The sequence below is a fragment of the Petrotoga sp. 9PW.55.5.1 genome (assembly GCF_003265365.1).
GTDB lineage: Bacteria > Thermotogota > Thermotogae > Petrotogales > Petrotogaceae > Petrotoga.
The window spans coordinates 47,857-55,719 of record NZ_AUPM01000058.1 but is presented as its reverse complement, the minus strand read 5'-3'; the positions used below and the strand labels follow the sequence as shown (position 1 = coordinate 55,719).

7 protein-coding genes are annotated in these 7,863 nt (G+C 32.6%); all 7 read right to left on the bottom strand.

Annotation, left to right across the window (positions count from 1 at the left end; all coding sequences use genetic code 11):
• Positions 1–248 precede the first annotated feature (248 nt).
• The 7 genes from proB to argH all read right to left on the bottom strand — a co-directional run bounded on the left by proB (position 249) and on the right by argH (position 7,835).
• Entirely contained in the window at positions 249–1,364 is a 1,116-nt protein-coding gene (proB, locus tag PW5551_RS08720) for a glutamate 5-kinase (protein WP_113075394.1), read from the bottom strand.
• A gap of 13 nt (positions 1,365–1,377) precedes the next feature.
• Complete coding sequence (locus PW5551_RS08715; RefSeq protein WP_370445940.1) at positions 1,378–2,376, bottom strand: isocitrate/isopropylmalate dehydrogenase family protein; 999 nt, start codon at positions 2,374–2,376, stop codon at positions 1,378–1,380.
• 5 nt (positions 2,377–2,381) lie between these two features.
• Positions 2,382–2,888, bottom strand: a complete 507-nt coding sequence (locus PW5551_RS08710) for a 3-isopropylmalate dehydratase small subunit (protein ID WP_113075392.1) — start codon at positions 2,886–2,888, stop codon at positions 2,382–2,384.
• Between the two features lie 12 nt (positions 2,889–2,900).
• Positions 2,901–4,163 carry a 3-isopropylmalate dehydratase large subunit gene (locus PW5551_RS08705; protein ID WP_113075391.1) on the bottom strand — a complete coding sequence of 421 codons (1,263 nt, stop codon included), beginning with the start codon at positions 4,161–4,163 and terminating at the stop codon, positions 2,901–2,903.
• Entirely contained in the window at positions 4,138–5,292 is a 1,155-nt protein-coding gene (nifV, locus tag PW5551_RS08700; RefSeq protein ID WP_113075390.1) for a homocitrate synthase, read from the bottom strand. The genes PW5551_RS08705 and nifV overlap by 26 nt, the downstream gene beginning before the upstream one ends.
• Positions 5,293–5,475: 183 nt before the next feature.
• A complete protein-coding gene (gene argC, locus PW5551_RS08695) occupies positions 5,476–6,513 on the bottom strand; it encodes an N-acetyl-gamma-glutamyl-phosphate reductase (RefSeq protein WP_113075389.1) in 1,038 nt (345 codons plus the stop codon).
• Complete coding sequence (argH, locus tag PW5551_RS08690; RefSeq protein WP_113075388.1) at positions 6,510–7,835, bottom strand: argininosuccinate lyase; 1,326 nt, start codon at positions 7,833–7,835, stop codon at positions 6,510–6,512. Before argH ends, argC begins: the two co-directional genes overlap by 4 nt.
• Between the last annotated feature and the right edge of the window lie 28 nt (positions 7,836–7,863).

Genomic DNA, 7,863 nt, shown 5'->3' with positions numbered 1-7,863 from the left:
ACCCCTCTCAAGAGGGGAATTAAAGCCAATTCTGCTTTTCTGTCTCTTTTAGCTATCTTTTCTAACGTGTCAAACATTTTTGTGAAAAAGTAAAATTTCTTTATTTATTCTCCAATAACGGAGAGTGAGGCCGTGACATAATAATTATGCCTCCAAAGCAGTTGTGTAATTTTTATTAATTACACGCGTCTACTTTGGAGGTATCATATCATTCAGCGGCTTTTTTAGTAATTATAATTACCCGTTTTTTATTTTACTATTACCATGTTATCTCTATGAATTACTTCTTCAGGTCCTTGAGAGTTTTTCTTTGCTAAAATGTCTGTTGATTTTTTCCCCATAAACTTTTTTAACTCTTCCGAAGAATAATTCACCAATCCTTTTCCAATTATTGTTATATCTTGACTTACTATATTAACCAGGTCTCCAACTGAAAATTCTCCTGAAACCTCTTTAATACCTACAGCCAGCAAACTTTTCCCTTTTAAGAGTGCATCTTGTGCCCCTTCATCTACTACTAACTCTCCTTTTGGTTTTAAACTAAAATAGATCCATCTTTTTCTTTTGCTTAATTTTTTTGTTTTAGCTAAAAATGTAGTTCCAATTGTGTATTCTTTATTTTCCATACTTTCTAATGTTCTTAAAATTACATCTTTTTCATAGCTTGGAACTATTACCAAGGGGATTCCGGCAGATAAAGATATTTTTGCAGCCTTTAATTTTGAACTCATTCCCCCCGTTCCTACATTACTTGCACTTTTCCCGTTTGCTAGAGCTTCAATTTCAGGGGTAATGCTTTCTACAAGTTTTATTGTAGAATTTAAATCATTGATATTTTTCAACAATCCAGGAATATCCGATAAGATGATTAATAAATCTGCTTCGAGCAGACTAGCAACTTGAGCTGAAAGAATATCGTTATCACCAAATTTGATTTCATCTGTAGTTACCGTGTCGTTTTCGTTGACTATTGGTACAAGCCCGTATTCTAGAAGTTTATACATTGTGTTGTAGGCATTCAAATAACGATCTCTGTGAGCAAAATCTTCTGAATTAAGTAATATTTGAGCAATTTTAATACCCTTTTGATTGAATAATTTTCGATATATAGATATTAATATTCCTTGCCCTACAGCGGAACAAGCTTGTTTTTCAATTAAAGAATGAGGCTTTTTTGGAAAATTTAATTCCCCCATTCCTGCAGCAACAGCTCCGGATGAGACTATTACAACCTCTTTTGCTCTTTTATTTAATTCGCTAATTTGGTCAACAATCTTTTTTATTTTATCTTCGTTTATTCCATATTCATCACTTATTGAACTACTTCCAACTTTTATAACCACTTTTGAAATTTTTTTACTCAAATTATTTCACCAACTAAGATAGATGATCTATTATTTTTTGTTTAATTGTTTCAGTATTTCCTTTACCTTTTAAATCCGGGGTTAATGCTTCTTTGTCTTTAACAGCTTCAGAAATAGCGTTTTCTAATTTTCTTGATAGTTCGTTCAATTTTAAATAATCTAAAAGCATAATTGAAGATCTAAGTATGGCAATGGGATTTGCAATTCCTTTTTTAGCAATATCTGGTGCGCTACCATGAACAGCTTCAAATACTGCGATGTTTTCTCCAATATTAGCACCTGGTGCAAAACCTAACCCCCCTATAAGCCCAGCAGCAAGGTCTGATAGAATATCCCCGTATAAGTTCGGTGCAACCAAAACATCATATTTTTCTGGATTCATTACTAATTGCATGGACATATTATCTACAATCTTTTCTTCATACTCTATCTCTGGAAAATTCTTAGAAATTTCTCTTATACAGTCTAAAAATAACCCATCAGTCAATTTTTGAATATTTGCTTTATGTACTGCAGTAACCTTTTTTCTGTTGTTCTCTTTAGCATATTTAAAGGCAAAGAATCCAATTTTCTCGCTTGCTTTTTTGGTTATAACTCTTATGGCAGTTGCAACTTCATCTATCTTATATTCAATTCCTTTGTAAAGACCTTCGGTATTTTCTCTTACAACTACTAAATCAACATTTTCAAATCTAGTATTTATTCCAGGCAAACTTTTTACTGGTCTTAGATTTGCGTATAATCCAAGTTCTTCTCTTAAAGTAACGTTTACACTTCTAAATCCTTTACCAATGGGTGTAGTTATGGGGCCTTTTAAGGCAACTTTATTTTTTTTGATTGATTCAATAACTTTTTCAGGAAGTGGTGTCCCATTTTTTTCAATCTCTTTTTCACCAGCTTCGACTACTTCCCAGCTGATTGGGGCTTTTAGATGTTCAAACACATCAACAACTACATCGGTTATTTCTGGCCCTATTCCATCTCCCGGAATCAAAGTAACTTTATACATCAAACCACCTACTCGTTTATAGATTCCAAAGAACCGTATTTTTTATAGTAACTAACTAATCCGCCTTCTTGAAGAATTTTTAACATTACAACTGGAAGAGGTATGATATTCAAAGATTCATTTTTGCTTATATTTTTAACTATTCCCTTTTCCAGATCAACACTCAATAAATCGCCTTCTTCTATATTATCAGTTGGTACTTCAATTAAGGGTAGTCCAATATTTATAGCGTTTCTATAAAATATTCTCGCAAATGAAGAAGCAATAACAGCACTAATGCCTGCGTGTTTTATAACTAACGGAGCTTGCTCTCTAGAAGAGCCACAACCGAAGTTTTCTCCTGCTACTATGAAATCTCCACTTTTTATCTCTTTATAAAAATTCGGTCTTAAATCTTCCATTAAGTGAACAGATAGTTCTTTCATATCTATCGTATTGAATTTATATTTCCCAGATATTATATAATCGGTATTTATGTCGTTACCAAATTTGTGAGCATTTCCTTTAAGTTCCATAGATTTCCTCCTTTAAGCTATATATTTTCTAGGATCGGTAATTTTTCCTTCTAAACAAGATGCTGCAACTGTTGCAGGAGATCCCAAATATATAAAGGCTTTGTTGTTCCCCATTCTTCCTTTGAAATTTCTATTTGCCGTAGAAATAACATTTTCACCATCAGAGGGTACCCCATTGTGCGTTCCAACACAAGGACCACATCCTGGTGCTACAACCGTTGCTCCAGCTTGTATTAAAGTTTTTATTACACCTTCGTCCATCGCTTTTATTAATGTATCTCTAGAAGCAGGTGCTACAATGAGCCTTACACCACTTTTTATCTTTTTACCTTTTAATATTTTTGCTGCAACACGTAAATCTTCGATTCTACCATTTGTACATGTACCCAATAAACCTTGTTGTATCGGAGTTCCTTCAACTTCGGATATTGGACTAACGTTATCTACTGTGTGTGGTTTTGCTATTTGTGGTTCTAAGTTACTTATATCAAATTTATATATCTTTTCATAATTAGCTTTTTCATCGGCTTCATAAGTTTTAAAAGCTTTGTCTGTTCTTAGCTTTACCCATTCTTTTACTTTTTCATCAGCTTTCATAAGACCTACTTTTGCACCCATTTCTACAGCCATATTTGATATTGTAAATCTTGCTTCAACTGATAGATTATCAATCACAGGGCCTTCAAATTCAACTGCTTTGTAAGTTGCTCCATTTGCGGTAATATTATTAATTATATACAATGCTATATCTTTTGAATATACCCCTTCAGGTAAATTCCCTTCTAAAACAATTTTTATACTTTCAGGAACTTTAAACCATAATTTACCACTTGCCATAGCAATAGCCAAGTCTGTAGAACCAACGCCTGTTGAAAAACAGTTTATAGCACCATACGTACATGTATGAGAATCCGCACCAATCACAATCTGCCCAGGTAAAGCATGCCCTTTTTCTGGAATCAACTGATGACATATCCCTTCACCAATATCATAAAAGTTAGCTTGATTTTTATTTGTAAAATCTCTCATCATCTTATGCAAAGCCGATACCTTTTCACTTGGACTAGGAGCATTATGATCAATAACCAAAGCAATCTTTTCAGGATCAAAAACTTTTTCTGCACCAATTTCCTGAAAGGTTTTAATTGCTAAAGGACTTGTTCCATCTTGACCCATCATAAAATCTATGCCAACTATTACTATCTCACCTGCAACCACTTCTCTTCCTAAGTGGTCACTAAATATTTTCTCAGATATTGTCTTGTAATTCGGCATCCTTTATCTTATCCTCCCTCATTTCTTTGTATAAATAAATCAACTCTTTATCAAACAGGCTTCTTTTCAGTTGAACAGATAAAGACCTTACTCTTTTTAAAATTTCTTCGGCTTCTTCGGGAGTTAATTCTATGTCATATTCTTCAAATTTAGCTAATATAGCATTTCTACCAGAATGTTTTCCAATTAAAATTTGTCTTTCTAACCCAACCTCTTCTGGACTGAATGATTCGTATGTATTTGAATCCTTCAAAATCCCGTCCGTGTGTATTCCAGATTCATGTGCAAAAACATTAAGACCTACTATCGTTTTAGATAATGGCAAAATTCTTCCAGAAGCTTTTGCTACGTATTCACAAACTTCTTTCAACATATTTGTTTTAATACCTAAATCGATTTTATATATATACTTTAAAGCCATTACTACTTCTTCTAAAGCGGCATTCCCTGCCCTTTCGCCCAAGCCATTGACTGTTACTCCTGCAAACTTTGCTCCAGCTTTAATTCCTGATAGCGTATTTGCAGTAGCTAATCCAAAGTCGTTGTGAGTATGCATTTCAACATTGATTCCTACTTCATCAATGATAGTTTTTACGTGTTCATATATAGTAAATGGTTCCATCATTCCCACTGTATCACAATATCTAAGTCTATCAGCTCCGGCATCTTTTGCTTCTTTAGCAAATTTCAAAAGAAAATCCATATCACTTCTTGAAGCATCTTCTGCGTTAACAGATACATACAAATTGTGTTTTTTCGCGAATTTTGTAGCTTGTGTCATACTTTTTAAAACCCATTCTCTATCTTTCTTCAATTTATGCTTAATATGAATATCCGAAGTAGAAATAGATATAGCAACAGCATCAACACCACAATCAATTGATTCTTCAATATCTTTTATAACCGCTCTGTTCCATCCCATAACGCTTACTCCAAGATCCAGCTTACAAATCTTTTTAATAGCTTCTTTTTCATCCCCGCCCATGGTGGGAATTCCTGCTTCAATCTGGTAAACTCCTAACTCTGCCAAAATCTTGGCAATCTGAACTTTTTCTTCATTTGCAAATACAACCCCGGCCGTTTGTTCTCCATCTCTTAAGGTAGTGTCTACGATATAAACGTTGTTCATTTTCTTGGTACGCTTTTTTATTTTTTTTAAAAGCGCACCCTCCCTCCTTTCATCTTGAAAATTTGAATATATAAGTGTTTTACTTTGATAAAGTGTTTTTTTAATTATATATTAAAATCAAAGAAATATCAAATTAGTGAATATAATTCATAAAAATAGTTTTTTTGCTACTTTTTTAGCTACTTATGGATATATTGGAACGAGGTCTAAACCTTTATTTTCAGGTAATCCGAACATTAAGTTCATATTTTGAATTGCCTGCCCACTTGCCCCTTTTACCAAATTATCAATAACTGACATAACAATTAGTGTATTAGTTCTTTCTTCTATTTCAAAACCTATGTGACAATAATTCGATCCATAAACATTCTTAGTTGATGGATAAGTACCTGGTTTACATATTTTAATGAAATGATCGTTTTGATAGAATTCTTTATAAAGATTATAAATCCTTTGCACATTATCAATTGATTTTAACTGACAATAAATAGTACTTAAAATTCCTCTTGTCATTGGGACCAAGTGAGGAGTAAAAATTAAATTAACTTGACTATTTGCTATTTTTGATAATTCTTGTTCCATTTCTGGAATGTGTCTGTGCTTTGTAACGTTATAAGGTTTTAAGTTTTCATTGCATTCTGCGTATAGATTATTGTATTTAGGATCATGACCAGCCCCAGAAACACCTGATTTACTATCAACAACTATACTGTTTTTTTCAATTAAACCATTTTTAAAAAGTGGGGCTAATCCTAATATTACACTTGTAGGATAACAACCAGGGTTACCAATTATCTTGGACTCTTTAATTAAATCTCTACTCAACTCAGTTAATCCATATACTCTTTGATACTCATTGTATTCCAGATCCTCTTTGAAATTATACCATCTTTTAAAATTGTCAAAATTGTCAAAACGGAAAGCAGCTCCCAAATCTATCAATCGTTTTCCATTATCTTTTATCATACCTGCAATTTCAAAAGAAAAATGAGGGGGCAACGTATTGAATATAACATCACAATTTTTAACTACTTTTTCTAAATCAACTTCTTCTAAGATTAAATCATTATAACCTTGAATTCCCGGGTATACCTCAGAGATTAACTTTGATTCAAAGTTTTTTGATGATAGATAAACAATTTTAACTTTCGGATGTTTTGATAATATTCTAATTAATTCTATTCCTGTATAACCCGTTGCTCCTAAAATGCCTACATTCATTTTTCATCCTCCCATTTTGCTGCACCTATCGTTTTTCTACTTTTCAAAATATTTTTGATATTCAAATATTCATATACATCTTCATCTATTTTATTGCAAAATATTCGGAATTCATCGATTTCCAAATCTTCTAGAGTAGTGTTTTTTTCTATAGCATAAGAAACTATATTACCAACAATTTCGTGCGCACTTCTAAAAGGTATCTCTTTTTTGACTAAATAATCTGCTAAATCTGTGGCGTTTAAATATCCGTATTTTACAGCGCTTTCCATTTTTTCTTTTTTTATATGCATACTTTTTATCATTCCGGTAAATACCTTTAAACATATCTTTAAAGTGTCTATAGAGTCAAAAAGAGGTTCTTTATCTTCCTGCATATCTTTGTTGTAAGTAAGGGGCAAAGATTTCATAACAGTTAATAGACTCATCAGGTTTCCGTATATTCTGCCTGTTTTTCCTCTAATTAATTCCGCTGCATCTGGATTCTTTTTTTGAGGCATAATACTACTTCCTGTGGAATATTCATCGGATAATTCTATAAAGTTGAACTCTTGAGTTGTCCATAATACGATCTCTTCAGAGAATCTACTTAAATGCATCATAATTAACGATGCAGCCGATAAAAATTCGATTATAAAGTCTCTATCGCTAACAGCGTCCATGCTGTTTAAAGATACATCATTAAATCCCAGCAAAGAAGCAATATACTTTCTATCTATATTATAAGTGGTTCCTGCAAGAGCACCAGAGCCTAAAACTAAAACATTTACTCGCTTTTTTAAATCTTTCAAACGTGATGTATCCCTTTTGAACATCTCTTGATAAGCTAACAAATGATGAGAAAAAGTAACTGGTTGTGCTCTTTGCAAGTGAGTATAACCCGGCATAATAGTATTTTTGTTTACTTTAGCAAGCATATTTAAGGTATCAATTAAATTTTCCAATAACTCTATTATTTCTTCTATCTCTTTTCTTAGATATAATCTTTCATCTGTTGCAACTTGATCGTTTCTACTTCTACCGGTATGTAACTTTTTGCCTAAATCACCTATTTCTTCTACAAGAAGCTTTTCTACCAGTGTGTGAACGTCTTCAACATCAGGAATATCCTTAATTTCCATATTTTTTATCTTTTCTAAGGCCTTTTTCATTAAATTAAACTCTTCTTGTGATATTACACCAGCTTTCATCAATCCAGCTGCATAAGCTATAGAAGCTTCAATATCGTATGGGAGTAATCTGATATCTATATTTATTGAATTATTAAAACTTTCCATATCTTTTGATAACTGGCCTTTGAAACGTCCTCCCCATAATTTCATCTTTTCACCCCCAGCAACTTTATTTATT

Coding starts and splice junctions, on each gene's coding strand:
- PW5551_RS08710 (WP_113075392.1), bottom strand. CDS start 2,888: ATGGAACTTAAAGGAAATGCTCACAAATTTGGTAACGACATAAATACC.
- PW5551_RS08705 (WP_113075391.1), bottom strand. CDS start 4,163: ATGCCGAATTACAAGACAATATCTGAGAAAATATTTAGTGACCACTTA.
- nifV (WP_113075390.1), bottom strand. CDS start 5,292: ATGAACAACGTTTATATCGTAGACACTACCTTAAGAGATGGAGAACAA.
- argC (WP_113075389.1), bottom strand. CDS start 6,513: ATGAATGTAGGCATTTTAGGAGCAACGGGTTATACAGGAATAGAATTA.
- argH (WP_113075388.1), bottom strand. CDS start 7,835: ATGAAATTATGGGGAGGACGTTTCAAAGGCCAGTTATCAAAAGATATG.